This window comes from Amycolatopsis sp. NPDC102389 (genome assembly GCF_044765885.1).
Classification (GTDB): domain Bacteria; phylum Actinomycetota; class Actinomycetes; order Mycobacteriales; family Pseudonocardiaceae; genus Amycolatopsis.
In genome coordinates, this window is the sequence record NZ_JBIWKX010000010.1 from 43,347 (window position 1) to 67,618 (window position 24,272).

The window sequence follows — 24,272 nt, forward strand, 5'->3', positions numbered from 1 at the left end:
TCCATGAGCCGTATCTCGCAGCCGTGGCCGCCGGTCGAAGTCGAACCGGCGACCGTCCACCCGGAAGCCCCGAAGCAGGGCAGCCACCTCGGCATCCACTTCGGTGAGTGTTTCGGGTGCGGCGACGAGATCGAGGCCGGGCTCCACCTGCATTCGACGGTGGGCGAAGGGACGACGGTGTACTCCAAGTTCACCGTCACCTCCGCCCACCAGGGTGCGCCCGGCCTCGCCCATGGCGGCCTGCTGGCCTGCGCCTTCGACGAGGCGCTCGGCGCGACCGTAGGCAACCTGCTGCGGCGCCCCGCCGTCACCGGGAAACTGGAGACGGACTTCCTCCGGCCGGTCCCGGTCGGCTCGACCCTGTACATCGCCACGAAACTGGACGGCATCGCCGGCCGGAAGATCTACGTGAGCGCCGACGGACGGCTGGACGCCGAAGACGGCCCTGTCGCGGTGCGCGCGCGAGCGCTGTTCGTGCGGGTCGAGTTCGAGCACTTCAGCACTCACGGAGATCCCGAGGCGCTGCAGAAACTCGCCGCCGCGCACGAGAAGGCCCAGCGCGCCCGCGAATGGGACATCAACCCGTGATATCTGTCGAGCGCTGACGAAAACTCGCTGCAGGGGCGCCGTCTCGTATCCGCCTCAAGGTGTGGATGGAGGCGCCCCTCCATCGAGTTTTCGTGGCCTTCGGCCTAAAGAGGGCGCTCGACGGTGAAGTCTCCGTCGGGCGCAGGCGCCCTTTGGGAGACCTTTCGGTTGCGTACTTGGGTTGCGTGGCTAGGTGAGGGTTCGCGGCCGGATCGCGTTCGCCTTGTCGACCAGTTCGACTCGTTTGTCGACCGATCCGGCCAACCGTGCCAACGTCCGGTAGCAGCGCTCGAGCCCGAACCGCAGGTCTCGTTCGTCCAGGGCACAACCCAGCACCTTCGCGCCGGGTGTCGGCTGGTTCTGTGAGTTGAGCCAGCCGTACGCCGCTTCGAGGACCTCCGCCGACAAGCGTGTGCGGCGTTCGGCGTCGAGCTGCAACCGCTCCAGGCGCGTCGAGGCGTCGACGAGATCCCGCTCGGACACCATCACCGGGTCCTTGCCGCCGCCGTTGATCCTGGTCTTGATCTTGATCGCGGCCACCTGCGCCGCGACGTGATGCGACGACGACGCCGGTACGGCCTCGAGCACCTCGATCGCGCTGGCCCTGGCGCCTTGCGCGAGGTACACGCGAGCGAGCCCGAAGGCGGCGCTGACGTACGACCGGTCCGTTCGCCACACCAGCTCGTAGTAACGCGCGGCGCCGAAGTAGTCCCCGACGCCCTCCGCGCTGACGGCCAAAGCCAGCTTCGGCGCGATCTCCCCGGGAAGGTCGTCGTACACCGCTTCGAACGCGACCTGCGCGACGCGGGACCGTCCGCCCGCGAGCTCGATGAGGCCGCGGTACCAGTCGATCCGCCAGTCGTGCGGAAAACCGGCCTTGATCGCGAGGTACTGCGCGGCCTGCAGCTGCCGCTGCGCCTCGACCAGCTCACCGAGCTCGATCCGGGCGCGGACGATGCGCAGCCGGACCTCGATCGACTCGCGCGGCGCTCCGGCCAGCGACTCGATCGCGCCCGCGGGATCGAGCGCGACCGTCGACGCGAGCACGCCCGCCGCCGGGTCGTCCGTGTCGACCTGCGGGATCGGCAGACCCGCGACCACCTCGCCCGGATCGGGCAGCGGCACGCTCCCGCCGTGTTCCGGAACGACCATGTCGACGCCGAACGTGCGGGTCTCCGGCCCGAAGACGGTCGACGCGCCAGGGCGTGGTTTCCCGGTGCCCAGCGCCATGATCTCGCGGAGCACGCCGGTCAGCTGGTCGGCCATCTCCTCGGCCGCGATGAACCGGCGATCCGGGTCGGTGTGCGTCGCGCGCTTCAAGAAGCGGTAGTACGAACCGAAGAGCGCGAACAGCGGGACGACGTCCGGGCCGGGCAGGGTCGCCTTGTACTTGGTGGTGTAGCCGGAGAATTCGAAGCTGAGGACGGCGAGCGTACGGCCGACCGTGTACAGGTCCGATGCCACCGAAGCACCGTGCGTCGCCAGCTCGGGCGCGCTGTAGCCGGTGGTGAAGAACAGCGGGCTCTCGTAGTCGTCGACGCGACGGACCGCGCCGAGGTCGATCAGCTTGAGCTGTTCGTGCGTCTGGATGACGTTGTCGGGCTTGAGGTCGCAGTACAGCAGGTTCTGGCCGTGCAGGTAGCCCATGGCGGGCAGGATCTCGAGACCGTAGGCGATCACCTGCCCGATCGGCAGCGGCTCCGGGCGCTTCGTCTCGCGGTGGTGCGCGAGCGCCAGCTGGCGCAGCGACTGGCCGCCGACGTACTCCATGACGATGTAGCCGACCGAGTTGCCGGTGTCGCCGTCCGGGTGCTGCACGAAGTTGTGGATCTTGACGATGTTGGGGTGCTCGACCTCGGCGAGGAACCGCTGCTCGTTGGCGGCGGCCGCCATCGCGGTGGCGTCGCCGGTGTCGATCAGGCCCTTGAGCACCACCCAGCGGTCGCTGACGTTGTGGTCCTGCGCGAGGTAGATCCAGCCGAGGCCGCCGTACGCGAGCGCGCCGAGCACCTCGTACTGGCCGCCGACGATCTCGTTCGGCCGCAGCTTCGGGACGAAGGAGAACGGCGTCCCGCACTTTTCGCAGTTGCCCTCGGGCGAGCCGGGTTTGCCGTCCTTGCCGCGGCCGACCTTCGCGCTGCAGCTGCTGCAGAAGCGCTTCTCCTCCGACACCATCGGGTTCTCGAGGACGGCGGACGCGGGGTCGCGATACGGCACCTGCGGGACGTCGACTAGCCCGGCGCCGAGACGGCCACGACGCGAGGTGCGCGACGACGTCCGGCGGGCGGTGCCGGGGAACGAACCTGTTCCCGTGCCGGTGCCCGTGCCCCGGCTACCCGATCCGGTGCCGGTGCCGGTGCCCCGGCTTTCGCTGGAACGTTCGGGGAGGACGCTTTCCGTGCCCGGGTCGGGCAGCGGCCCGGGTCCGTTGTCGACGCGCGGCGTCGGCGGCATGATGCTCTGCGTCTCCGGCGTCGGCGAGGACAGCACACTCGTCGGCTGCGGCGCGTCGGGCGGTGTCTGCCAATCGGGGCGGACGACCTGGGTCCGAGGGCTCACCGGGGCCATGTCGCCCGGCGGGCGCGTCGGGTCCTCGGCGCCGGGGATCGGCCGCTGCTGGCCGCGCGGCGGAGTCTGCGGACGCTGGACGGGCGCGTGGTAGATCGTGCGCTCGGCGTCCGTCTCCGGCTGGGGCTCCGGCTTCGGCCGCGACGGCTCGGAGAGATCGAGCCTGCCGGAAATGGACGGTTCGGGCGTTTCCCAGCGGACCGGCGCCGGCGGCGTCCAGGAGGCGGGCTCCGCCTCACGGTCCGGCGTGGCGTCGTCCGGCGCTGCGTGCCGAGGACGGCGCGGCTCTTCCGACACTGGTACCTCCCGAAATCCCCGCGACCACGTCATCCCCGATCTTAGAGGTGAGCGGCCAGGTCGTGCCCGCGCCGGGTCGAACCCGCTACGGTGCGGGAGAGAACCGATTCAGCAGGTGATGAGGGGGAGGACCGGTGCCTGCGTCATTTTCGATGTCGATGGCCCAGCTCGACGTCGTACTCGAAGAACTCGGGCTCGGCAGATTCGTGCTGCCCTTCGAGATCCCGACCGTCGGAACCACCATCACCGAACGCGAGCGGCACTGCGAAGAGATCTGGGCGGGACTGGCCGACCGGGGCTTCGCCCGCGGCCACGAACTCCTGCGCGACTACGAACAGTCCCTCCGGCTCTGGGCCACCGGGGATTTCGTCGTCACCATGGAGGCGCACGAGGTCGAGCAGGACGCCGAATACCTCTATCGGGGTGCGTGGAACAGCCGCCTGGGCGTCGTGAGCGAGCAGCGCGGCTTCGACATCCTCTTCGAACCGGTCTACCCCGAGCAGGTCGTCGCGACCCTCCTCGGTTATCTGCCGTCACTGCCACCGTTCCCCGGCCGGGTGACGACGTCCAGCACGCTCCCCCCGGCCAAACGACCGGACGACCCGTTCGACGAGGACCCGGACAACCTCCGCCTGGGCGCGGCCGCCCGCTTCTTCGAACACCCGCTCGCGCGGCTGGGCACGATCAGCCTCACCCTGCGCGACGACCGGGGCAAACCGCAGCAGAAGAGCGTCCAGTGGTTCGACAGTCTTCAGGGCCGCTTCATGCTCACCACCGACCGCTTCCCCGACGGCGAAGTCCGCCGCACGTTCACCCCGACGAGTGGCTCTCACCTGGCACGATGGATCCACGACCTGGTCGAAGCCGCCCGCGTCGGCAGCGCGTGATCCTCGCCGGAAGGCGGCCTTCGAGGCCGTTTCCGCTGATATCGTGATCTGACGAGCGCTACGAGTAACCGGGACTTGGTACAGGGGAGAGACCATGACGGACGGCACCGGCGGACCGCCGGGCAACTTCTCGGACATTCTGGGCGACTTCTCGGCGCAGGCCGATCGGATGCTGACGGCGGCGAAGGAGGGGCGGTTCGCGGTCAGCGAGGAGATGGGGAACGCGTACAAGGCGGCCCTGCAGGACTATCTGGATAGCTGGATCAGGAACCGCAATCACTTCGACGACCTCGGTCAATCCCCCGAGCTCGGAGGAAGTCCGTACGCCGGCCAGGTCGGCCAGCACATGTCCTTGATCGCGTCAGGCGACGGGCAATCCGCGAAAACACAACTCGAGACCCTGAAAGCCGTGGTCGAACGCGCGTTTTCGGCCATCGATACCGCGATGAGCAAATACAAGTCCAGCGACCATGCGGGCAGCATGGACCTGTCCAAGATCGGCAAGGAAATCCACTAGATGCGCCACAGTCGGCCGAAAACCCTGAAGCTCGCCGTCCTGCTGACGCTGATGGCGACGCCTTCGTTCGTCGCGGGATGTACGACCGAGAATCGGGGCTCCGCGACTCCGTCATCGCAAGCCCCTTCAAGCGAGAGCCGGAAAAGTTCCGAACCGCCGAAGGACGTCTTCGCCGATTTGAAGGCATGCGACTTACTCGAGCCGATCACTTCGGCGCAGGGATTCGACCCGGTCGAGGTCGAAACCTACCAAAGCGACAATGGTTGCGGCACAAGCAAACCCCGTTATGGGAGCGTCTCCGCCTATCTGGTCCCCAACGCCGGGATCAACGACCTCAAGTTGGACGGCGGCACCAAGAGCCCGACGACGATCGACGGCCGCGATGCGGTCGAGATCAAAGGCAACGCGGGTAAAGGCAGCTGCATGATCGGAATCGCGGTGACCGCGACGGCCAGGGCCACAGTGTCCATCTCGATGTCGTTCACCGAAAACGACGCGGCCTGCGCCGCCGTGAGGCCGATGGCCGAGCAGATCGCGCCCAAACTGCCCAGAGTGAACTGACGGATAGGGAGGGGACCATGGCGGAGAACGTCGGCCAGGAGATCATCGGCTCGTTGGCGCGTGCCGACGGCAAGGCGCACCGGACCTACGAGGGCAAGCGCTACGCGGAAACCTACGACGAGGTCAACCAAGGTCCCGGAGGCAACTCGGTCACCGCTCGGATGACGGCGGAGGCGAAGGCCGGTGAGTATTCGGGCGAGCAGGCCGAAGTTCTCGCCCAGGGTCAACAGTTCCGAGGCGGACTCGGGCCGTCGGGTCAGCGCTACGAGGGCAACTCGCACGGCGACCTGATCGGCATGGTCACCAACAACCTCTCCGCCGAGAAGATCGACCAAAAAGGCGAGCTCTGGAACAACCAAGGCGACGCGCTGAACACCTTCGGCAACGCCCTCAGTTCCGCCGCCAACAAGGAAGGCGCGCACTGGCAGGGGCCGTCCGCGGAGGCCGCGCACGGGTTCTTCAAGAGCCTCAGCAAGTGGGCCGACACCGCGGGCGACGGGGCGTACCTCGCGTCCAACCGGTTCTCCCAGTCCGCCGCCGCGGCCACCACCGCGAAGAACTCCATGCCCGAAGAGGTTCCGTTCGATCGCAACGCCGAGTACAAGAACGCCCTCAACCAGCTCGCGACGGGGAATCTCGCCGGCGCGGTGGACACGGTCGGCAACATCTCGGCCAAGCAGGAGCAGTCGTTCCAGGCGCATCAGCAGGCCGCGCAGGTGATGCACAACTACGACCAGTCGCTCTTCGACGTCAATTCCAAGCAGCCCACCTTCGCCCCGCCGCCGGAGATGGGCGAGTCGACGACGGCGTCCGGGTTTTCCGGGGGCACCACCGACCCCAGGGGCTTCAGCGGCGGGCCGGGGCCTGGGCCCAACAGTGGTCCAGGGCCAGGAGTGCCGGGTGGTCCCAGCGGGCCGGCGCCGGGGCCCGGGATCACCACGGGTGGCGGGCACACCGGCGTGACGGGGCCGAATCAGCCGGTCAGCGGGCCGCCGGGGACGTTCCGGCCGGGGCCGGCGCCGGGGTTGGCGGCGATGAACGGGCCTGGTCCCACCGGGCTCGGGCGGCTGGGCAGCGAGCAGTATCGCGGCAAGCCCGGCCGGACGACGAGCGGGCCGGGTGGCAGTGCGGCGAGCCGGTTGACCAGTGGCGGAGGCGGCGGGTTCGGGCGCAACGGCGGATCGGGCAACGTCGCCGAGCGGCTCGCGGGCGGCAAGGTGTCCGCCGGTGATGCCGAGAAGCTCGCGGGCAAGGGCGGCGGGTCCGGGTCGGGCAAGCTGGCGGAGGAGCGGGTCACCCGGGGCGGCGCGGCTGCGGCGGGCAAGGGCGGCGGCCAGGGACCGATGGGCGGCGGCGCGCCCGGCGGCAAGGGGCAGAAGGACGAGGACAAGGAAAAGAAGGCCCCGAACTACTTACAAGAGGAAGACGCCGACGTGTTGTTCGGCGGCTACGACGGCGAGATGAAGCCGGTGCCGCCGGTGATCGGCGACAAATCCCCGTAAACCTGAGCGGGCCGTTCGGGAGCGAATCCCGAACGGCCCGTTCTCATTTGTACTGAGGCGAAGGCGGCGTCCCGCCCTCGAGTTTGTTCCCGATCCATTTCGCGTAGCTCGCCTGCCACGCGCCACCGCGCACGTTCTCCAGCACGGCGTTCACGTACCGCACCATGTCCTCGTTCTCCTTCGGGACACCGATGCCATAGTTCTCCTCGGTGAACCGGTCCCCCACGATCTTCAGCGTCGGGTCCTGCGCGAGCATCCCGGCGAGGATGACGTCGTCCGTCGACACGGCCTCGACCTGCTTCTGCTGCAGCATCACCAGGCAGTCCGACCAGTTGTCCACCGAGACGGGCACCGGCTTCGACGGATCCGCCGCGATCTTCGTCAGCGAGGTCGACGTCTTGGTCGCGCACACCCGCCGCCCGGCGAGGTCCGACAGCTGGGCGACCTTCGAGCCGGATTCGACCAGGATCCGTTGTCCAGCCTGGTAATACGCGGTTGAGAAGTTGACCCTCTTCAGCCGGCTGCAGGTGATGCTGTAGGTCCGCACCACGATGTCGACCTGCTTCTTCTCGAGTACTTCTTCCCGCAGTTTCGACGGGATGGCCCGGAACTGCACGCGGCCTTCCGCGCTGCCGAAGATCGCCTTCGCGATCTCGTTGACCATGTCGATGTCGAAACCTTCGAGCTGGCCCGACGTCGGATTCCGGAAACCGAACAGGAACGTCGTCTGGTCGACGCCCGCGACGAGCTTGCCGTTCTCCTTGATCTTCGCCATCGTCGAGCCGCTGGTGATCGACGTGCCGCTGGTCGGCCGCAGGCTGGCCAGCGGGTTGCAGCTCGTGTCGGTCGTCCCGCCGCCGCCGGTGTTGTCGGCGCCGCCGACGTTCGCGGGCTGCGGCGGCGCGACGTCGCCGACGGGGGCCGGGTCGACCGGCGCCCCCGCGCTGCCACAAGCCGTCGCCAGCACCAACACCGCGCCGAGCACGGCCGTTCGCAGACCGTTCCGCATCACCGGTACTCCCTCAGCCGTTCACGGATTCCCAAGGCGGACCCCGCCGCCGCCAGCACCGCCAGCACCGCGATGCCCGGCGCGAGCAGGGTCAGCGCGCGGTCGGCACCGCGGGTGTCGTCGAGGAATTCCTGTCGTCCCACGTTGATCGCGGCCACCAGGTTCTCGTCGAGCCGCAGGAACGCCCCGGCGGCGCCGTCCTTCTTGTCGTCGCGGATGGCCGTGGCGACGGCGTCCTGATAGAAGCCGTCGTCGTCCTGCCGCCGCACCTCACCGTGCGCCTTGAACCACGCCGACGCCGCCTGGATGGCCGCGTCCACCTTCTCCGCGGCCCCGCCGCCCGCCGCGAGCCCGCGGGCCTCGCCGAGCAGACCGCCTTGGCCGTCCGTCCCGCCGAGTTGCGCGGCGAGATCGCCGAAGTTCTTTTCGTACGCCGCGCCGTCGCCGCGCGCGACGAGGGTCAGCGTTTCGTCGGCTCGCGCCTGCAGCGCCGCGATCCTGGCCCGGACGAGCACGTCCACCTGGTGCGAGCCGTCTTCTTCACCGCCACCGACGAGGGTGCTCTGCACGATCAGCGCGACCGTGCCCCACAGCAGGGCGACCACCACCGACGCGGTCGCGACGACGAGCCCGACGTTCAGCAGCCGATTGGTCTTCCGCGTCAGGTGCACCTGCGTGACGATCAGCGCGGCGAGCAGGGCGAGGACCAAAGCCGTTGACAGCCAAGGGAATCCGGTCGCGTCGTCCTGTTCGGCGGCCAGCCGGTCGGTGTCGGTGCGGTACAGATCCTGTGCGGCGGGAAGGATTTTCGACCGCATCAGCTCCGACGCCTCGCGCAGATACGAGGCGCCGACGGGATAACCCTGCCGGTTGTAGACACGCGCGGTCTCGATCAGTCCCGTGTAGACGGGGATCTCGCGGCCGAGGATGTTGATCTGCTCGGCCGCGGTGCCGGCGCCGGACGAGTCCGATGCCGCCTTCGCCAGCGCCGCCCCGGCCTCCGCGATGTCGCGTTCGTACCGCTGGCGCATCGGGAGCGGCTCGGTGCCGATGGAGAGGAACGAACTGGCCGCTGTCGCGTCGGCGTCCGAAAGCGCGCGATAGACCTGTTGCGCGGCGGCGGCCAGCGGTTCGCGGTGGTCGATCAGGCCGTTGATCGTGTCCTTCTTGTCCTGCGCGGCCAGCGTGCCGAACAGCCCCGCGACCAGCGACAGCAGGACGAGCCCGATCGCGATCACCGACAGCCTGCCCGGCGTGGTCGCCGCGGACCGGACGATCGCGCGGATCCCGTTCCCCGGCAGCTCGAGCAGCCCGGCGATCCCGCCGCGGCCTTCCGGCGCGGGGGGTGGCGCGGGGCTCCCCGGCCGGGTCACAGTGCTCGTCATCGCCGATCCTCCCCATTGGCTCTATCCGCAAAGAAGGTATCCGAGTCGGGATCAGCGCAGCCAGTGACACCGGCGTGTGTCATCGGCACGTGATCTGCGGGCAGCCTCAAAGGCCTTTTTCCAGGCCGTACCGTACGGCCTCCGCACGATTGCGCACACCGATCTTGGCGAAGGTGTGGTTGATATGGCTTTTCACGGTCGCCTCGCCGATGAACAGCTCGGCCGCGATCTCCGGATTGGACAGCCCGCGCGCGACGAGGCCGAGCACTTCGGCTTCGCGTGCGGTGAGCCCGTCCGGCAGCTCGGCCTTGGCCCGCGTGACCGTTCTCGAATCGAGCGCGGCGACGAGTCTGTCGGAGACTTCCGCGGCGAAGATCGCCTGCCCGTTGGCGGCGGAGCGGACGGCCGCCCCGATCTCGGCGCGGCCCGCGTCCTTGGTCAGGTAGCCGCGGGCTCCGGCGCGCACCGCGTCGGCGATCGACGTGTCGTCCGCGTACGTCGTGAGGACGACGACCGCCACTTCCGGGTGATCGCGTTTGAGCAGCCTGGTCGCGGCCACCCCGTCCAGGACGGGCATGCGGAGGTCCATCAGCACGACGTCGGCCGCGGTATGGCGGAGCAGGTCGAGCGCCTGCCGCCCGTCGCCCGCGGAGCCGGCGACCTCGACGCCGTCGATCAGCCCGAGCAACGCGACGAGCCCTTCGCGCATGACCTGCTGGTCATCGACCACGACCACCCGGATCACGCCCGCACCACCGCCTCCACCGTCCAGCGCCCGTCACCCGGGCCCGCGGTCAGCGTGCCACCGGTGAGGGCGAGCCGCTCGCGCATCCCGGTGAGTCCGAATCCGCCGGCGTCCTCCGATCGGACGGTGTCGCCGAGTTCGTTCCACACCTCCAAGCGGACCTCCGTCCGCGTGAACCGGAGCCGGAGCGACACCGGCCGCCCCGAAGCGTGCTTCGCCGCGTTGGTCAGCGCCTCCCGCGCGACGCCCACCAACGAGACCACCGCGGCGGACGGCAGCGGCCGCTGCTCCCCCACGACCTCGAAGGGCACCTTGTCGTGGTGCGCGTCCGCCAAGTGCCGCAAGGCTTCGGCCAGTGGCGGGACGTCGCTGCGCAGGGCGGCGACCGCGTCCCGTGCCTCGGCGAGCCCGTCCGCGGCCAGCCGCCGCGACAACCGGACCCTGCCGAGCGCACCGTCCACATCGGACTTCTCGGCGAGCAGGGCCTCGGCGACCTCGAGGTGGATTCCCAGCGCTCCCAGCGAATGCGCGAGCACGTCGTGGATCTCCCTGGCGATCCGGGTGCGCTCGTCGAGCGCCGCCGCCCGCGCGTGTTCGGTCTGCGCCAGCTTGGTCTGCTCCAGCAACGCGGCCGCCTGCGCCGCCTGCACCTCGTACTGCCGCCGGTTCAAGCCCAGCAGCATCAGCACGAGCAGCACGCCGACGTTGCCGAACACCAGCGGTCCGGACGCGCCCGCGACCAGGCCGGTGACCGCCGCGAGGCTCGCGTCGAGCCCCACCACCCCCAAGATGGCGGCCACCGACGGCTCGGTCAGGGTGGCGAACCGGCTGACCGTGACCACCGCCAGCACGATGGCGGAGGAATCCTCCGCCCAGCCGAGCGCGATCGACGGCGCGACACTCGCCACCGCGAGCAGGACGGTCGCCATCCGGGGAAAGCGCGGAGAGGCCGCCACGAAACCCAGCCAGCAGGCCCCGCAGACGCCGTACGCCGCCCAGATCCACGGACTGGACTCGCTCGCGGTCAGCAGCACCACCACGACCGCGGCCGTGCCGAGCAGCTGGACGACCAGCCAGCTCGGCGCGATCGTGTCCGGCAGCAGCGGCTTCTCCCGCTTCCCCATCTCCCCCCTCAGTGATCGCTCAGACGCGTGATCATCTCGACCAGGATCAGCCGGTAGGCCAGGAACCCGAGCAGGACGATGACACCCACGACTACCAGCCCCAACAGGCCTTTCACGTTCATTTTTCCCATGTCACGGACGTTAGGCACGTCGAGGGGTGGAGCGGGACCACCGGCGGGTTGAGCGGTGGTTGGACGTTCAAGCCCGGACGGCGGGCGCGACGGAGTGGGGGAGAACCTCGCCGTCGGCCGGCCGTTCGACGACGACCTCGACGTCGTCGTCGAACCGGTACGGCCTGGCCAGCAGGAACCCGCCGAAATGCCGCCGCATCCTGGACATCTCCGCGCGGACGGTGACGGTGCGGCCGGCGTCGCCGAAGAGGTCGAGCGACAGTTCCGACGCCGACCTCCCCTCACGATGGCGTGCGAGGACGTACAGCATTTCCGCGTGCCGCGGGCTCAGCCGATGCGACCAGGTGCCGGCCGCGCCCGAGACGCGCAGCGTGCTTTCCCGCGAAGACCTCAGATCGAGCACCACCCTGGTCGGCGGCGCGTCCTCCTCCTCGGTGAGCCGGACGAGCCAGCCGCCGGGCAGCGGCTCCAGCAGGCAATTCCCGTACGTCGGCAGCCAGGTGCGGCCGGGGGCCGCGTCGTTCGGCAGCGCGATCCGGCCGACCGGGACCAGCCCCGCCGAGGCCGCGATCCAGCCGTGCGGGTCGGTGATGACCGCCCGGCCCTTCACCTTGGCGAGCAGCGGCGTCGCCAGTCCGCGCAACCGTTCGAGATCCGAGAGGTGCGTGGTGCGCAGATGCGCTTCGGCGAGCTTCGCGACCGCGTCGACCAGGGCGAGGGTGCTCGGATGCACGGTGGACGCCGGTCCCGAGAGGTCCACGGCGCCGAGCAGCCTGCCGTTCCTCGGATCGTGCAGTGGCGCGGCGGCGCAGGTCCAGTCGTGCTGGTTGCTGACGTAGTGCTCGGCCGAATAGACCTGCACCGGATGCCGGGCGACCAGCGCGGTCCCGATGGCGTTGGTGCCCGCGGCGGGCTCGTGCCAGTCGACCCCTTCGACGAACCCGAGCCCGTCGGCGCGACGCCGGACCGCGACGCTGCCGTCGCGCCAGAGCACCCGGCCGTCGGCGTCGACGACGGCCATGATGTGCGCGGCCTCCTCGGCGAGGCCGATCAGACCACCGCGAAGGTCGGGGAGGACGGCCGCGAGGCCGCTGCCGCGACGCCGGGCTTCCAGCTGTTCCGGGGCGAGCGGAGAAGTCGGCGAGCCGCGATCCGGGTCCAGGCCCAGCCGCCGCATACGCTGCCAGGACGCGCCGATGACCGCGCGCGGCCGTCCCGGGAGCGTGGTCCCGGCGAGCGCGGCCTCGCGCACTTCGGCGAGGGCACGCGCGTGCCGCCGCGGATCCGCACCGACCGGCAGCGCCGCCTCGAGCTGCACCTGGCCTACTCCTTCTGCTCTGTTCAGGCCAGTGTGCCCGGGCGTCCCGGGGAGCGGAAGGTCTCTGTGACCTGGGCGTGGGCTACCCGGGGAAGGGCGCGTCCGCCAGGTGGGACGCGGCAAAGGCCCCCGTCGGTTTCCGGCCCAGCAGCAGGCCGGTCCTGGTGGCCTCGGCCATCACGGCGCGGACGTCGACGCACCACGGCCCATCGGGCTTCAGTTCGACGAAAGCGCTCTCTCCTTGCTTGAGCACGAAATGCGGCTGGCCGTCCAGCGCGATGGAGCCGCCGCCGGCGGCGAGATCGACGCGGACCCCGGCGTGCAGCACGCTCCAGCCGCGGACGCCCACCGCCCGGACCTCGCCGGGCGCGATCGGCGCCTGCACGACGTACGGCGTCTCGTCGACCGGCCCGAGCGAGACCGCGACACCGTCCACAGTGGACTTCGGGCTGGGGCACAGCCGCCCGGGGATACTCGACAGCCCGACCCCGTCCGGAACCGCGAAGGTGCAGTACAGCTCGGTCAGCGACAGGGGATCCCACCGGCTCTCCGAGCACACGCTGACGTCGATCAGCGCGATCTCGCGGCGAGCCTTCGTGACGACCTCGAGCACGGTCGCGCGGTTCGTGACCAGGTCCGTGTCCACCTGATGGGTGGCCACCAGCCCGGCGGCGAGCCCGGCGACGGTGGACTCGTCGGCGCCCCCGGCGGGCAACATCAGCAGCGGGACGTCGCCACAGGCGGCCGCCGCGGCCCGCATCATGGTCTCGTTGCCCAGGCAGATCAGCACGCTCGCACCCGCGTCCACCATCCGGCGGACGGTGCCGATGATCTTCCCCGCGTCGGTCCACACCATCACGCGGCCGACGCCGGCCACCCTCAGTGCCGAACGCAGGCTCTGGATGTCACGCTCCGAAGCGGGGTTCGCCACGATCCCCGCAACCGCTTCGCCCACATGTCCTCCGCTGCCGCGCCAAGTCCCTACAAGGAAACGACGTCCGGGCCACGAAAGAAAGAGTTGCACGAGGTTGCATCACAAAGCCACCGCGACTTCGGCGCGCGAAGGCGACCAGAAGGGCGAGTTCGAGGACCAGCAGGATCCGTTCGGCCAGCCCGCTCACCGCGCGGGCATCGACCAGGAACGTCGACACGAAGACCACTAGCGCGGCCAACGTGGCGAAGGACAGCCACCGGGCCGCGCCGAGGGCCAGGCCCGCCACCGGCAACGCGGTGAAGGCGGCGAGCGCCACATACCGATGGATCGCGCCGTGCCAGGTCAGCGGCTGGTCCATCGGCTCCTGCGGGAACACCGCGAGCAGGCAGAGCCCGATGCCGAACACGGCGACGAGCCGGCCCGCCCACACCGCTCCGGCCAGCCGGACCCCGGCCGCGACGGTCAGCGCGCCGAAGCCGGTGGCCAGCATGGCGACCCCGACGAGCCGTGCGCCCTGGCCGACATGGACGTACTCGCTGAAGGTGGTGGCCAGCGGATCGACCGCCCCGGCGTTGACGATCTCGACGTAGATCGCGATGACCACCCCCGCGGTCAGCCATGCCGACGCGGACAGCCGGAGCATCCCCCTGATGTCGTTCATGAACCGAGCCTGGCCGCGCGCCGCCGTCCGGCACATCCCGCCCGGGCGAGCAGTCCGCGTCACCCCGTGGGGGACTCCTGGTGTCCCCCAGGAGGGGATGTGCCCGGTCCGCGGCGTCGTTAGCGTCGAGCCATGGACTCGTTCGGCGCCTCACTGGGGTGGGCGCTCCTCACCGGCCGCGACGCCGATCTCGAACCGCCGTCCGCCTGGTGGCGCGTGCCGGTCTGGATCAAGGCCGTCCTCGCCGGTTCCGCCCTCGCGGTGCTGGTGGGCCTGACGTACGGGACGTGGGCGCGTTACCTCGGCGGCGCCAGCGTGCCACTGATCTTCTTCCTGCTGATCCTGCAGATCGTGCCGCCCTTGCTGGTCGTCAAACGCCCGCTGACCGCCGTCCGGGTGGCCGCGGCGGGCATGGTCGGCGCGATCGTCGCGATCCTCTTCCCCGCCGACCACGCCCTCTTCGGCCCGACGCTGTCGGACTGGCCGTTGCAGGTACAGGTCTTGCCGTATCTGCCGGTGCTCGCGCTGACCCTCGCCCGCACGAAACCCGGGCAGGGCAAGGGGATCGCGATCATCGCGGTGACACTCGCCGTCGCGGTCGGCATCGCCCAGCTACCGCGCGCGGGCACGAAGACCTTGGTGTGGTCGTTGCTCGTGGTGGCCGCGACCATCGTGGCCGGCTACGGGATGCAGCAGCGCCGCCGGGCGCTGGAGCAGGCCGACGCGGCCGAGCGCACGACGGTCGAGGAGCGGACGAAACGGGCCTCGTTGCAGGAACGCGCGCTGATCGCCAGGGAACTGCACGACATCATCGGCCATCACCTCTCGCTGATCGCGCTGCGGACCGACAGCGCCCGCTATCGCGTCCCGGACGTGTCCGAGGCCGCGGAGGAGGAGTTCCGCGCCATCGGGATCGCGGCCAGGGAAGCGCTCGACGAGGCCCGGCGGCTGGTCGGCGTACTGCGCGAGACCGACGCCGAACCGGAACACGAGCCGCAGCCCGGGCTCACCGAGGTGCCGTCCCTGATCGACGGCTGCCGGGCGTCCGGGATCGAGATCCGGGCGGAACTCTCCGGCGGGGACGGCGTTCCCGCCCTGATCGAACTGGCCGCGTACCGGATCCTGCAGGAGGCGTTGAGCAACGCGGCGCGGCACAGCCCGGGGGCGGGAGTGGACGTCACGGTGCGGCGGGAACCGGACGGGCTCACGATCCTCGTCGAAAACGGGCCGCCATCGAGGCCCGCGGCCCCCACGGCGGGCGACGGCACGGGCCTTGCCGGGATCGCTGAACGCGTTACGCTCGTCGGCGGCACCTACGAGGCCGGGCCGCGGGCGGACGGCGGTTTCCGCGTGGCCGTCAAGCTGGATCTCCCGGGGGAACGTGACGCGTGACGACCGTCTTCATCGTCGACGACCAGGCACTGGTGCGGGAGAGCTTCGCCGGGCTGCTGAACGCGCAGCCGGGGCTGGACGTGGTGGGCCAGGCCGGTGACGGGATCGCGGCGCTCGCGGGCATCTCGGCCTTGGCGACGCCGCCGGACGTCGTCCTGATGGACATCCGGATGCCGGTCATGGACGGCCTCGAAGCGACGAGGCGGTTGCTCGACGGCGACGGTGAGAAGCCGAAGGTGATCGTCCTGACGACGTTCCATCTGGACGACTACGTCTACGAGGCGCTGCGGTCGGGCGCGAGCGGATTCCTGTTGAAGGACGCGCCATCCGCCGAGTTGATCAACGCGATCGAAGTGGTCTCCGCCGGCGACGCGCTGCTCTCCCCCGCGGTCACGAAGCGGCTCATCGCGAATTTCGTGGCCGCCGCACCGGTTCCGCCGCCGTCGCCGGCGCGGTTCGACGTGCTCACCGAACGCGAGCGGGAAGTGCTGCGGTTGATCGCGAAAGGACGCTCCAATCCGGAGATCGCCGCGGATCTGGTGCTGTCGGCGCAGACCGTGAAGACGTATGTCGGCCGGATATTGGCGAAACTCGGCGTGCGGGACCGGGCCCAGGCGATCGTGCTCGCCTACGAGGCGGGGCTCGTCTCCCCCGGCTGAGTCGTGGGGGGGGGGGGGGGGGGGGGGGGGGGGGGGGCCGCCCCCCCCCCCCCCCCCCCCCCCCCCCCCCCCCCCCCCCGGGCCGGACCCGGAAAAGCAGCAGGGCCGCCTCCCCGAGGGGAAGACGGCCCTGCTTGGAAAACCTGGATCAGATCACGGTGACCGAGGTGGCCTGCGGACCCTTCGCGCCCTGCCCGATCTCGAACTCCACGCGGGCGTTCTCCTCGAGGGTACGGAAGCCGTTGCCCTTGATCTCGCTGTAGTGCACGAAGACGTCGCCGCCGCCGTTGTCGGGAGTGATGAAGCCGAACCCCTTCTCGGAGTTGAACCACTTCACAGTGCCCTGAGTCATAAAATCTCCATATGCAACACAAACAAACAGGAAGCCACGTCGGCAGCCCGGGTCATGACCAGACGGTTTGCTTCCCCGGAAACACGAGGAGACACTACGCCCGCTGAGTTCTGCGAGCGTGAACCAACACGAACACAAAAAACGAGACCTGGTGCAGTAAAGCACACCTCACGCAGGCGGACAAGCGTCATCACCCCGGTGTGCGCAGCCGCACTGCACCTTTACCGACTGTACCTCTCGGGCCGGAGAGGCCACCGGCCGGGCTATTCCCCGCTGGCCGCGCGCAGCGGCGCCTCGTTGCCGAACGGCGAACGGCGCAACGCCTCCCGGTTCGTGGCCACGACGGCGATGTCGTGGGTCTCCGCGTCCGCGCTGAACTGCACCGGCACCACGCCGGAAACGGACTTGTCCTGTGGCTTCGTTTCGTCAGCCATGTTTTCTCCCAGTGTCAACACAACGCTCTAGGTACGTACTGCGTGCCAACAACCCCACCGGCACTCGGCTCCGGTCCATATCGGACGGCTCGGTGTTGCCGCGATTGTGCCACGGGCGACCGACAAAATCCGGTCTCCGCGACCGAAAGTCGGCCGAGTCGTCACCTCGTTCCCACCCTTTGGGGCAGGTGAAGGCGGCACCACAAGGGTTTCTGTGTATCCCCTGAGAAAAAGTACCGTCCGGTACCCGGCGTGGCGGCCCCTACTGGCCGCCTTGTTGCGGCCTCGCGGCGCCCAGCAGGCTCGTCAGCCGGATGTCCGGGGTCACCACGTCCGGATCCGTGCGGATGTCGATCACACAAGGCCGTTGCCGCACCAGCGCGCTCGCGATGATCGGCTCCAGCTCTTCCCGGTCGTCGACGGTGTACCCGGCGGCGCCGAGCCCGCGCGCCCACGACGCGAAGTCCGTGACCGGGACGGTGACCCCCGACAGGCGTCCGTGTTTGCGCGCCTGGTGCACGGCGAGCGGGCCGTGCAGCCCGTTCTGGAACACCAGGACGGTCACCGGCACCCGGTAGCGGACGGCGGTCTCGATCTCCTGCCCGGTCATCAGCGCGCCACCGTCGCCCGCCATCGCGATCACCGTCCGGCGTGGTTCGGCGAGTTTCGCCGCGACCGCCGCGGGAACGGCGTAGCCCATGGCCGCGTTGCTCGGGCCGAGCTGGCTGCGCGGCGCGGTGAAACACCAGTAGCGGTGCATGAACTGGGCGAAGTTGCCCGCGTCGCTGGTCACGATCGCGTCTTCGGGCGCGAGTTTGCGCACCGCGCGGATGACGTCGGCGGGGTGGACGCGGGTGGCGCCGCTGGTGTCGGGCGGCGTCATGAAGGTGTGCACGGCGGCGTTCGCGGCCGACGCGCGCCGTTGCCGCGGCGAGGCCACATTGCGCAGTTCACGCAGGAAGGGCTCGACCTCGGAGTCGACCCGGAAGGTCAGGCCGCCGCGGCGGGCGGGCTCGATCCCGGTGCCGACCAGCACCAGCGTCTGCGACGGCGTCGGGTAGCGGAAGGACTGGGTGGTGACCTCGTCGAGCTGCGTGCCCAGCGCGAGCACGAGGTCGGCGCGCTCCAGCGCGTCGAGCTGCCGCGCGGGGATGCCGATGCCGAGATGGCCGGCGTAGCGCGCGTGGTTCTCGGGGAAGGCGTCCTGACGGCGGAACGCGTTGTACACCGGCAGGGCGAGCTCGTCGGCGACCGCGATCAGCTCTTCCCGCGCCGCGCGGGCCCGGCCGCCGACGATCACCACCGGGTAGCGGGCCTCGTCGACCAGCTGCGCGACCGCCTCGGCGGTCCGGCCGAGCGCGCCGGTGGCGGGTGGGCGCACGGCGGCGACCGGTTTGGCCGAATCGAACGGGACACCCCAGAAATCGGCGGGGACGGCGACCACGGTGGGCCCCGGCCGCCCCTCGCGGCAGCGGTTGAGCGCCTCGACCAGCAGGCCGGGGACCTCGTCGGGGGATTCCGCGCGACCGGTCCACTTGGCGATCGGCTCGAACATCGCGGTCAGGTCCGCGGTGGGCAGCTCGCTCGTCGGGCCCGGATTCTGCGGCGGGTTCTCCAGGAGGACGACCATCGGGCTCTCGTCCTGGTACGCCGTGGAGACCCCGATCGCGAGATTCGCCGCGCTCGGGCCGCGGCCCGCCAGCAGTACCGCGGGGTGCTCGGTCAGCTTGCCTTCGGCCTCGGCCATGAAGGCGGCGCCCGAGTCGTGCCTCGCCGAGACGAAGGTGATCGAGCGTTCGCGTTGCAGCGCGTCGAGCAGATCCAGGAAGGACTCACCCACCACCGCGTACACGCGGTGGATCTGCGCCTCGGTCAGGATCCGCACGGCCGTCTGGGCGACGGACGCTCCCGGTTGGTATCTAATGAGAAGAGCTTAGGCGGGCGGTGATCGGTGCCGTCAAGCGATCTTCCGATTCCGGCAACCCCGGAGCGGCGGAATGTCCGAAATTCGGAACGTGTTCGAGCAAGGGAGCACGAAAACGTGACCTCAGCCACCGCCGGACGTGAAACTGTTTTCACTTACGGGGCGCCGGCCTTGAAGTACGGCGCCGGGTCGTGCGACGAGATCGGCTACGACCTCACCCAGTACGGCGCCCGCCGGGTGCTCGTCCTGACCGACGCGGGCGTGGCCGCGACGGGCTGGCCACAACGGATCGCCGACGGCATCGGGACCTACGGCATCGAAGCCGTCGTCTTCGACGGCGTGCACGTCGAGCCGACCGACGTCAGCATGCGCAAGGCCGTCGACTTCGCCCGCGGACAGGGCGAGTGGGACGCCTTCGTCGCCGTCGGTGGCGGGTCGGCCATCGACACCGCCAAGGCGGTGAACCTGTTGACCAGCAACGACGGCGACCTGATGGACTACGTCAACGCGCCGGTCGGCGGGGGCCGCGCCCCGAGCTCGCCGCTCAAACCGCTGGTGGCGGTGCCGACCACCACCGGGACGGGCTCGGAGAGCACCACCGTCTGCGTGCTGGACGTGTTGTCACTGCGGGTGAAGAGCGGCATCAGCCATCTCCGGATGCGGCCGAGCCTCGCCGTGGTCGACCCGAGGCTGACGGTCTCGCAGCCGCCCGAGGTCACCGCCGCGAGCGGGATGGACATCCTTTGCCACGCCGCGGAAAGCTATACCGCCAAGCCGTACACCGAGTTCGACCGGAAGCGCCCGGAGGACCGGGTTCCTTACTGTGGCTCGAATCCGCTGGCCGACATGTTCGCCGAGCAGTCGCTGCGGCTGCTGTCGTGGGCGCTGCCCGCGGCCGTGCGCGACGGCTCCGACATGAAGGCGCGCGAGGCGATGGCGCTCGCGGCGACGTTCGCCGGGCTCGGCTTCGGCAACGCCGGCGTGCACATCCCGCACGCCAACGCGTATCCGATCGCCGGGCAGGTCCGGGATTTCCACCCGTCCGGGTATCCGGGTGACGAAGCGATGGTGCCGCACGGGATGGCCGTCTCGCTGACGGCGCCGGCGGCGTTCCGGTTCACCTTCGACGCCGCGCCGGACCGGCACATCCGGGTGGCCCGGCTGCTCGCGCCGGACTACGAATGGCCGGGCGATCTGCGGGACCACCTGCCCGCGGTACTGGGGCAGCTCATGCGGGAGATCGGCATCCCCAACGGGATCGGCGCCGTCGGCTACACGGAGTCCGATGTGGACTCACTGGTTTCCGGCACGGTGAAACAACAACGCCTGCTGGCGACGGCGCCGCGTGAGGCGTCCGAAGCGGATCTCGCCGTCATCCTGCGGGAATCGGTGACGCTGTGGTGAACGCCGAGTACCCGCACTGGCAGACGGTTCCGTTGCGGTGGAAGGACAACGACGTCTACGGGCACGTCAACAACGTCGTCCACTATTCGGTGATGGACACCGTGATCAACACCTGGTTGATCGAGCGCGGCGGCCTCGACATCGAGACCGGCGGGGTCATCGGGCTGTGCGTGGAATCGCAGTGCAAGTACCACGCTTCGGTGTCGTTCCCGGGAGAACTCGAGGTCGGCCTGCGGGTGGGACATCTCGGCCGGTCCAGCGTCCGCTACGAGGTCGGGATGTACTCGAAGGAGACGGTGATCGCGGAAGGACACTTCGTGCACGTCTTCGTCGATCGCGAATCCCGGCGCCCGGTCCCCGTCGAGGGTCTACTCAGGAGCGCCCTGGAAGAACTGCGCACTGGGCTGGGGTAGCCGCGGCGACCACGCGTGCATGAGCTGGGCGTAGCGCGTGGACCGGTCCATGAGTTCGAGGTGGGTGCCCAGGGCGGTCTCCTTGCCGTCCATCACCAGGACCCGGTCCGCGCGCAACGCCGACGTCAGCCGGTGCGCGATCACCACCAGCACCCCGCCCCGCTCGGCGAACGCCCGTTCCGCGCGGGCTTCGGCGGGCGGGTCGAGGTGCGACGTCGCCTCGTCGAGGACGACGACACCCGCTTCGCTCGCGTACACCCGCGCGAGCGCGATCAGTTGCGCCTCGCCGGCGGACAACGTGCCGTGCCCGATTTCGCCGTCGAGCCCGCCCAGCCGCGTGACCAGTGACTCGGCGCCGACGGCCGTCACCGCCGCCAGGAGTTCGCCGTCCATCGCGGTCTGCGCGAACAGGCCGACGTTGTCCCGCACGGTCCCCGCGAAGACGTAGGCCTCCTGCGGGATCAACGCGACCATCCGGTGCCGCAGCGCCGCCGGGACCTCCCGGATCGGCACGCCGCCGAGCAGCACCCGGCCCGCCTGCGGTTCGAGCATGCCGCTCATCAGCCCGGCCAGGGTCGACTTGCCGATGCCGCTCGGCCCCACGACCGCGAGCCGTTCGCCGGGGCGCAGGTGCAGATCGAGTCCGCGCACCACCGGCTGCGCGGCCGCGCCCCAGCTGAAGGTCAGGTCACGGACGTAGATCGCGGTCCCGTCGGGTTCGGCCGTGCCATCGGGTTCCGGTTCGGCCTGCGCGGTCTCCGCGAGCCGCCGCAACGCGACGATCAGGCGCAGCACCACAGTGCTCGCGGTCGAGGCCAGCCCCCGCAACGCCGGCTGCATCGTCGTCGCCAGGTAGACGAGCGCGCCGAGCGCCGCCCCGGCGGTGAGTACCCCGTCCTTGACCATGCCCGGCGCCACCAGCAGCGCCAGGAGCAGCGGCACGAAACCGCCGGTCGCGATCACCACCGTCCTGGCCGCCCCGGACCGCGCCACCCGCACGGCCGCCGCGGCCTGCGTTTCGATGGCGTCGTAAAGCTCCAGCGCGGCAAGGGGTTCCGCGCCGCAGGCGACGATGTCCCGCATCCCGGACAACGACGTGCCCGCGACCTCGGCGGTCCGCTCGTCGGCCAGCGCGAGCGCGCGCTGACGCCGCGCCAGCGACGGGAGCAGACAGGCGAACAGGAGGACCGAGACCACCACCGGGATCGCCACGATCAGCGCGAGTGAACCGGCGACGGTGAACAACCCGGCCAGCGCCGCCACCGTCGTCACGACCATCCCGCGCGCCTGCACCAGAAGCCCGGCCGTGGCGTCGCGCACCACCTCGACGTGCTGGGTGATGCGGGCGACGCCGCTGGCGTCCGGCTGATTGCGCGGCGGTGCCGGATCGTGCAGGACCCCGCGCACGACGGCGGTCACCAGCGCGTCGCGCAACGGCTCGACGACCTTGCCGAGCTGATGCCACACCAGCCGCGAACCGAACGCGCCGAGCACGGCGACCAGCCCGAAGACCGCGAGCCAACGCAGTCCGGTGCCTGGCCGATCCGCGGCAAACCCCTCGTCAACCGCGAGTTCGACCAGGCGACCGGACAAGAACGCGGGCGCGCTCTCCAGTACGGAGCAGGTCAGCAGGACCAGCCCGCCGCGCCACTGCCCGGCCAGCGCCGAGCGATAAAGCCCCCAGACGCTCACTGCGTGCCCTCGGTGAAGACGGCCCGGTAAGCCGGAGTCCGCCACAGCCCGTCGTGCGCGCCGACCGCCCGGACGCGGCCGTCTTCCAGCCACACCACCGTGTCCGCCCGCGACGCGGTGGCGGCGCGATGCGTCACCACCACCCTCGTCCGGCCGGGCAGGGTGCGTTCGATCGCCTCCTCGACGGCGGCTTCGGTGACCGTGTCGAGGCTGGCGGTGGCGTCGTCCAGGATGAGCACCCGCGGCGCGTGCGCGATCGCGCGCGCCAGCCCGATCCGCTGCGCCTCCCCGCCGGAAAGCGGTGTCTCCTTGAGCGGCGTCCGATAGCCGTCCGGCAGCCGGACGATCAGATCGTCGACCTGCGCGGACCGGCAGGCGTTACGCACGGCGGCCTCGCCGGCCCACGAGCCGTAGCCGACGGCGTCGCCGATCGTCGCGCCGAGCAGAGCGGGCCGTTCGAAGGCGAACCCGACGACCGCGCGGAGTTCGTACGGCCGCAGCTTCTCCAGCGGACGGCCGTCGAGCGTCGCCGTCCCCTCGTCCGGAGTCAGCAGGCCGCCGAGGACGTTGACCAGCGCGGATTTCCCCGAACCGGACCGCCCGACGACCGCGGTGAACCGGCCGCCCGGCACGAGCAGGTCGACGTCGCGCAACGCGCCCTCGACGGTGACGCCGCGCAGTTCGAGCGTGCCCCGCCCGGGGACGACGCCGAGTTCACCCGGTTCGGGGACCGGCGACTCCAGCACGTCGGTGATCCGCCGCGCGGCCGACCGGGCGCGGGAAAGGGTGGTGAGCATGGGAATCTGCGTGATCAGGCCCATGCCGAGCGCGACGTAGCCGAGTGCCGCGAGGACCTGGCCGACGGTCAGCCTGCCGTCCAGCACCCCGAAACCGGCGGCTGCGAGCACGGCGAGTTCGACCGCGGGCAGCAGCAGCCCGGAGCGCCACACCATCCGGGCCTGTGTGCGCCACATCCCGCGGCCGGCGAGGCTCAGTTTGGGCAGCGGCCGCAGGACGCGATCGGCTTCGCGGTCGGCGGTGCCCGACGCGGCGATCGTGCGGAGCCCGGCGACGGCGTCGACCATCCTCGCCGCCAGTTCACCGGACACCTGTTGATAGGTGAGGACGTCGTCGGCGGTGTTCTTCAGATGCGTACGGGCGAGCATCAGGCCGAACGGGATGCTGCCGAGGAAGACGAGCGCGAGCCGCCAGTCCATGAGCGCGAGCAGGACGACGGCTCCGCCGGAGATCAGGGTGGTCGACCCGAGCTGGACGACGACCGAGGCCACCAGTCCCGCGCCGGTGCAGTCGCCGGTGAGCCTGCTGATCGCGTCGCCGTCGGCGAAGGCCGATCGGGTGCCGAGCGCGAGATAGCGGTCGGCGAGTTTGCGGCGCAGCCAGGCCGTCGCGGACGCCGTCATCCGGGCGGTGAGGATGCCGCCGATCAGGGTGACGGCGATCTGGGTGACTCCCAGCAGGAGCAGCCACGAGACCTCGGGCAGGCTGGGCCGCCCCGCGACGACGACGTCGACCGCGGCGGCGAGCGCTCCCGGCAGGAGCAGTCCCGCGGCCGTCCCGGCGAGCGCGCTCAGGATCAGCGCGATCAGGCGGGGACGATCGAGCATGGTCACGACGACCAGCAGGCGATCGGCGGAGCTCCGCATCCCATTCCCTTGAACGTGATCCCAACGAGATGAACCGGAAGGCAAAATGAGAGCGCGGGAGCGGCGCACTTGGCCTGTGCCGCTCCCGCACCCTCGGCGATCAGCTGTGGA

General features: G+C 70.4%; 23 protein-coding genes. 9 read left to right on the forward strand and 14 right to left on the reverse strand.

Annotated elements, in window-relative coordinates; all coding sequences use genetic code 11:
• Nucleotides 1–3 precede the first annotated feature (3 nt).
• A complete protein-coding gene (locus ACIRGA_RS11640) occupies nt 4–588 on the forward strand; it encodes a PaaI family thioesterase (RefSeq protein WP_016330842.1) in 585 nt (194 codons plus the stop codon).
• 189 nt (nt 589–777) lie between these two features.
• On the opposite strand, the gene ACIRGA_RS11645 is transcribed toward ACIRGA_RS11640, so the two are convergent.
• On the reverse strand, nt 778–3,453 hold the full coding sequence (locus tag ACIRGA_RS11645) for a tetratricopeptide repeat protein (protein WP_400939567.1): 2,676 nt from the start codon (nt 3,451–3,453) through the stop codon (nt 778–780).
• Nucleotides 3,454–3,587: 134 nt separating this feature from the next.
• Here ACIRGA_RS11645 and ACIRGA_RS11650 point away from each other — a divergent pair, with 134 nt between their 5' ends.
• From ACIRGA_RS11650 to ACIRGA_RS11665, 4 genes are all read left to right on the forward strand, one after another.
• Nucleotides 3,588–4,340: an ESX secretion-associated protein EspG gene (locus ACIRGA_RS11650; RefSeq protein WP_400939570.1), complete on the forward strand. Its 753-nt coding sequence runs from the start codon at nt 3,588–3,590 to the stop codon at nt 4,338–4,340.
• Between the two features lie 94 nt (nt 4,341–4,434).
• Nucleotides 4,435–4,857 carry a hypothetical protein gene (locus ACIRGA_RS11655; protein WP_400939573.1) on the forward strand — a complete coding sequence of 141 codons (423 nt, stop codon included), beginning with the start codon at nt 4,435–4,437 and terminating at the stop codon, nt 4,855–4,857.
• Nucleotides 4,858–5,418: a DUF3558 family protein gene (locus ACIRGA_RS11660; RefSeq protein WP_400939575.1), complete on the forward strand. Its 561-nt coding sequence runs from the start codon at nt 4,858–4,860 to the stop codon at nt 5,416–5,418.
• Between the two features lie 17 nt (nt 5,419–5,435).
• The gene (locus ACIRGA_RS11665) at nt 5,436–6,920 is read left to right on the forward strand and encodes a hypothetical protein (RefSeq protein WP_400939578.1); all 1,485 of its coding nucleotides are present in this window, start codon (nt 5,436–5,438) and stop codon (nt 6,918–6,920) included.
• 43 nt (nt 6,921–6,963) lie between these two features.
• Here ACIRGA_RS11665 and ACIRGA_RS11670 read toward each other — a convergent pair whose 3' ends face one another.
• The 8 genes from ACIRGA_RS11670 to ACIRGA_RS11705 form a co-directional block, all read right to left on the reverse strand.
• On the reverse strand, nt 6,964–7,929 hold the full coding sequence (locus ACIRGA_RS11670; RefSeq protein ID WP_400939580.1) for a glutamate ABC transporter substrate-binding protein: 966 nt from the start codon (nt 7,927–7,929) through the stop codon (nt 6,964–6,966).
• Nucleotides 7,929–9,314: a hypothetical protein gene (locus ACIRGA_RS11675; RefSeq protein WP_400939583.1), complete on the reverse strand. Its 1,386-nt coding sequence runs from the start codon at nt 9,312–9,314 to the stop codon at nt 7,929–7,931. Before ACIRGA_RS11675 ends, ACIRGA_RS11670 begins: the two co-directional genes overlap by 1 nt.
• Nucleotides 9,315–9,420: 106 nt before the next feature.
• On the reverse strand, nt 9,421–10,059 hold the full coding sequence (locus tag ACIRGA_RS11680) for a response regulator (protein ID WP_400939585.1): 639 nt from the start codon (nt 10,057–10,059) through the stop codon (nt 9,421–9,423).
• A complete protein-coding gene (locus tag ACIRGA_RS11685) occupies nt 10,056–11,183 on the reverse strand; it encodes a sensor histidine kinase (RefSeq protein ID WP_400939588.1) in 1,128 nt (375 codons plus the stop codon). Before ACIRGA_RS11685 ends, ACIRGA_RS11680 begins: the two co-directional genes overlap by 4 nt.
• Before the next feature lie 8 nt (nt 11,184–11,191).
• Nucleotides 11,192–11,314 (reverse strand): hypothetical protein, encoded by a 123-nt coding sequence (locus ACIRGA_RS11690; protein ID WP_400939591.1) that lies wholly within the window; start codon nt 11,312–11,314, stop codon nt 11,192–11,194.
• 67 nt (nt 11,315–11,381) lie between these two features.
• Complete coding sequence (locus ACIRGA_RS11695; RefSeq protein ID WP_400939594.1) at nt 11,382–12,632, reverse strand: GAF domain-containing protein; 1,251 nt, start codon at nt 12,630–12,632, stop codon at nt 11,382–11,384.
• 82 nt (nt 12,633–12,714) lie between these two features.
• Nucleotides 12,715–13,587, reverse strand: a complete 873-nt coding sequence (locus tag ACIRGA_RS11700) for an ATP-NAD kinase (protein ID WP_400939597.1) — start codon at nt 13,585–13,587, stop codon at nt 12,715–12,717.
• Nucleotides 13,538–14,227, reverse strand: a complete 690-nt coding sequence (locus ACIRGA_RS11705) for a DUF998 domain-containing protein (RefSeq protein WP_400939599.1) — start codon at nt 14,225–14,227, stop codon at nt 13,538–13,540. Before ACIRGA_RS11705 ends, ACIRGA_RS11700 begins: the two co-directional genes overlap by 50 nt.
• A gap of 132 nt (nt 14,228–14,359) precedes the next feature.
• Here ACIRGA_RS11705 and ACIRGA_RS11710 point away from each other — a divergent pair, with 132 nt between their 5' ends.
• Together ACIRGA_RS11710 and ACIRGA_RS11715 are read left to right on the forward strand one after the other, a co-directional pair.
• Entirely contained in the window at nt 14,360–15,619 is a 1,260-nt protein-coding gene (locus ACIRGA_RS11710; RefSeq protein WP_400939602.1) for a sensor histidine kinase, read from the forward strand.
• Nucleotides 15,616–16,278 carry a response regulator gene (locus ACIRGA_RS11715; RefSeq protein WP_400939604.1) on the forward strand — a complete coding sequence of 221 codons (663 nt, stop codon included), beginning with the start codon at nt 15,616–15,618 and terminating at the stop codon, nt 16,276–16,278. The genes ACIRGA_RS11710 and ACIRGA_RS11715 overlap by 4 nt, the downstream gene beginning before the upstream one ends.
• Before the next feature lie 148 nt (nt 16,279–16,426).
• Here ACIRGA_RS11715 and ACIRGA_RS11720 read toward each other — a convergent pair whose 3' ends face one another.
• The 3 genes from ACIRGA_RS11720 to ACIRGA_RS11730 all read right to left on the reverse strand — a co-directional run bounded on the left by ACIRGA_RS11720 (nt 16,427) and on the right by ACIRGA_RS11730 (nt 18,988).
• Nucleotides 16,427–16,630, reverse strand: coding sequence for a cold-shock protein (locus tag ACIRGA_RS11720; RefSeq protein WP_005163378.1), 204 nt, complete (start codon nt 16,628–16,630; stop codon nt 16,427–16,429).
• 263 nt (nt 16,631–16,893) lie between these two features.
• Nucleotides 16,894–17,064, reverse strand: coding sequence for a hypothetical protein (locus ACIRGA_RS11725; protein ID WP_400939606.1), 171 nt, complete (start codon nt 17,062–17,064; stop codon nt 16,894–16,896).
• 262 nt (nt 17,065–17,326) lie between these two features.
• Nucleotides 17,327–18,988 (reverse strand): thiamine pyrophosphate-binding protein, encoded by a 1,662-nt coding sequence (locus tag ACIRGA_RS11730; RefSeq protein WP_400939844.1) that lies wholly within the window; start codon nt 18,986–18,988, stop codon nt 17,327–17,329.
• A gap of 117 nt (nt 18,989–19,105) precedes the next feature.
• Between ACIRGA_RS11730 and ACIRGA_RS11735 the strand changes: the two genes are divergently transcribed.
• A complete protein-coding gene (locus tag ACIRGA_RS11735; protein WP_400939609.1) occupies nt 19,106–20,392 on the forward strand; it encodes a hydroxyacid-oxoacid transhydrogenase in 1,287 nt (428 codons plus the stop codon).
• Nucleotides 20,386–20,805: a thioesterase family protein gene (locus ACIRGA_RS11740; RefSeq protein WP_191256111.1), complete on the forward strand. Its 420-nt coding sequence runs from the start codon at nt 20,386–20,388 to the stop codon at nt 20,803–20,805. The genes ACIRGA_RS11735 and ACIRGA_RS11740 overlap by 7 nt, the downstream gene beginning before the upstream one ends.
• Here the strand turns inward: ACIRGA_RS11740 and ACIRGA_RS11745 are convergent.
• Both ACIRGA_RS11745 and ACIRGA_RS11750 read right to left on the reverse strand, forming a co-directional pair.
• Nucleotides 20,761–22,497: an ABC transporter ATP-binding protein gene (locus ACIRGA_RS11745; protein WP_400939612.1), complete on the reverse strand. Its 1,737-nt coding sequence runs from the start codon at nt 22,495–22,497 to the stop codon at nt 20,761–20,763. The genes ACIRGA_RS11740 and ACIRGA_RS11745 overlap by 45 nt on opposite strands.
• Nucleotides 22,494–24,161, reverse strand: coding sequence for an ABC transporter ATP-binding protein (locus tag ACIRGA_RS11750; RefSeq protein ID WP_400939614.1), 1,668 nt, complete (start codon nt 24,159–24,161; stop codon nt 22,494–22,496). Before ACIRGA_RS11750 ends, ACIRGA_RS11745 begins: the two co-directional genes overlap by 4 nt.
• Nucleotides 24,162–24,272 lie beyond the last annotated feature (111 nt).

Excerpts from the sequence above, each read along its gene's own strand:
- ACIRGA_RS11640 (WP_016330842.1), top strand. The coding sequence starts at position 4 with ATGAGCCGTATCTCGCAGCCGTGGCCGCCGGTCGAAGTCGAACCGGCG.
- ACIRGA_RS11655 (WP_400939573.1), top strand. The coding sequence starts at position 4,435 with ATGACGGACGGCACCGGCGGACCGCCGGGCAACTTCTCGGACATTCTG.
- ACIRGA_RS11660 (WP_400939575.1), top strand. The coding sequence starts at position 4,858 with ATGCGCCACAGTCGGCCGAAAACCCTGAAGCTCGCCGTCCTGCTGACG.
- ACIRGA_RS11665 (WP_400939578.1), top strand. The coding sequence starts at position 5,436 with ATGGCGGAGAACGTCGGCCAGGAGATCATCGGCTCGTTGGCGCGTGCC.
- ACIRGA_RS11670 (WP_400939580.1), bottom strand. The coding sequence starts at position 7,929 with ATGCGGAACGGTCTGCGAACGGCCGTGCTCGGCGCGGTGTTGGTGCTG.
- ACIRGA_RS11675 (WP_400939583.1), bottom strand. The coding sequence starts at position 9,314 with ATGACGAGCACTGTGACCCGGCCGGGGAGCCCCGCGCCACCCCCCGCG.
- ACIRGA_RS11685 (WP_400939588.1), bottom strand. The coding sequence starts at position 11,183 with ATGGGGAAGCGGGAGAAGCCGCTGCTGCCGGACACGATCGCGCCGAGC.
- ACIRGA_RS11690 (WP_400939591.1), bottom strand. The coding sequence starts at position 11,314 with ATGGGAAAAATGAACGTGAAAGGCCTGTTGGGGCTGGTAGTCGTGGGT.
- ACIRGA_RS11705 (WP_400939599.1), bottom strand. The coding sequence starts at position 14,227 with ATGAACGACATCAGGGGGATGCTCCGGCTGTCCGCGTCGGCATGGCTG.
- ACIRGA_RS11710 (WP_400939602.1), top strand. The coding sequence starts at position 14,360 with ATGGACTCGTTCGGCGCCTCACTGGGGTGGGCGCTCCTCACCGGCCGC.
- ACIRGA_RS11720 (WP_005163378.1), bottom strand. The coding sequence starts at position 16,630 with ATGACTCAGGGCACTGTGAAGTGGTTCAACTCCGAGAAGGGGTTCGGC.
- ACIRGA_RS11725 (WP_400939606.1), bottom strand. The coding sequence starts at position 17,064 with ATGGCTGACGAAACGAAGCCACAGGACAAGTCCGTTTCCGGCGTGGTG.
- ACIRGA_RS11750 (WP_400939614.1), bottom strand. The coding sequence starts at position 24,161 with ATGCGGAGCTCCGCCGATCGCCTGCTGGTCGTCGTGACCATGCTCGAT.